The organism is Streptomyces sp. NPDC059456, assembly GCF_042750055.1.
GTDB lineage: Bacteria > Actinomycetota > Actinomycetes > Streptomycetales > Streptomycetaceae > Streptomyces.
The window spans coordinates 1-1243 of sequence record NZ_JBHYVA010000982.1 but is presented as its reverse complement, the minus strand read 5'-3'; the positions used below and the strand labels follow the sequence as shown (position 1 = coordinate 1243).

Below are 1243 nucleotides of genomic sequence, written 5' to 3'. Positions count from 1 at the left end.
GGTACTCGTGCGGGTGGAGGCGCTCGCCGAGCCGCTTGAACGCCTCACGGTGGGGGGGGGCCGCGGCGGGGGTGGGGGGGGGTGGGGCGCCGCGTACCCCGCCGCCCCACGCCGGCGCGGGTTTGTCCGGCGGCGACGTCCGGGACCGCCGCGAGGGTCTTCTCCAGCTCCGCGTCAACGGCTCCTCCGGGCTGTGCGGCGCGTACGGTCAGTGCCGCGGGCAGCCCCATCCGTGCGGGGCTGCTGCGGAACTGGTCCAGCGTCGACCAGGCGACGAGCGCGACGGTGATCAGCGTCAGCGGCAGGGCGAGCCTGGCCACCGACACGAGCGTCCGGCCGCGGCGCGGGAACGCCGCCCGCCACCCCAGCACCAGCGCCGGGGGCACCCGCATGCCCAGGGCCCGCCTGCCCAGTGCGGTCATCGGTGCGGCCGACGGCAGCGCCGCACGGGCCACCGGCACGGGTGGCACCCGTCCGGCCCGCCAGGCCGAGAACGAGGTGGCGGCGGCGATCAGGAGCAGTGCGCCGCAGGGCACGCCGATCATGAGCCCGGTGTGACCGGGCAGGTCCTGCCACATCGCCGCGGCCTCGCCGATGCGTCCGGGTATGCGGGCGCCGAGCACGGCGATCGCCGCCGTGCCGAGGGTCACCCCGAGCAGTGCGAAGGCGAGGTGCTGTACGAGGAATCCGCGGGTCACCTGGCCCGGGGTGAAGCCGACGGCCTTGAGGACGGCGATGTCCCGCAGCTGGCCGCGGACGCGGGCGCCGATGGCCCCGGCCGCGGCGAGCGCCGCCGCGACCAGTGCCCCGAGCCCGAAGACGGCGAACACCTGGCCGAGGAGCCGGTCGTCGCCGCCCGCCTCGGCGCGGGCCTGCTGCCACTTGGTGACCTGGGCCACCCGGTCGGCGCCGAGGACGGTGACGGCGCGCTGGACGATGAAGTCGGTGTCGTCGGGATCCGCCAGGCGAAGGCCCACGCTCTGTCCGGTGTCGCCGTGGGCGATCCCGTCGAGGGTGGCGTCGAGCACCCAGCCGATGCCCGGGCCGCCGCCCGGGTGGTAGCGGGGTTCGGCCGCCTCGGCGATGCCGCTCACCCGCAGTGCGTGCGGGGCGCCGTCCGGTCCGGTGAGCCGTACGGTGTCGCCGGGCTCGGCCCAGAGCGCCCGCGCGACCGAGGCCTCCAGGACGACGGCGCCGGCCGGGGGGTCCGCGCCGGTACGCGTGCCCGCGCCGGCGTCCGGCG

At 77.7% G+C, this 1243-nt stretch carries 1 protein-coding gene; it reads right to left on the bottom strand.

What is annotated here, in order from left to right; translation table 11 throughout:
• Positions 1-44: 44 nt before the first annotated feature.
• Positions 45-1243 (bottom strand): ABC transporter permease (locus ACFXA3_RS41330; protein WP_385196464.1); only part of this gene is annotated, 1199 nt, incomplete at its 5' end.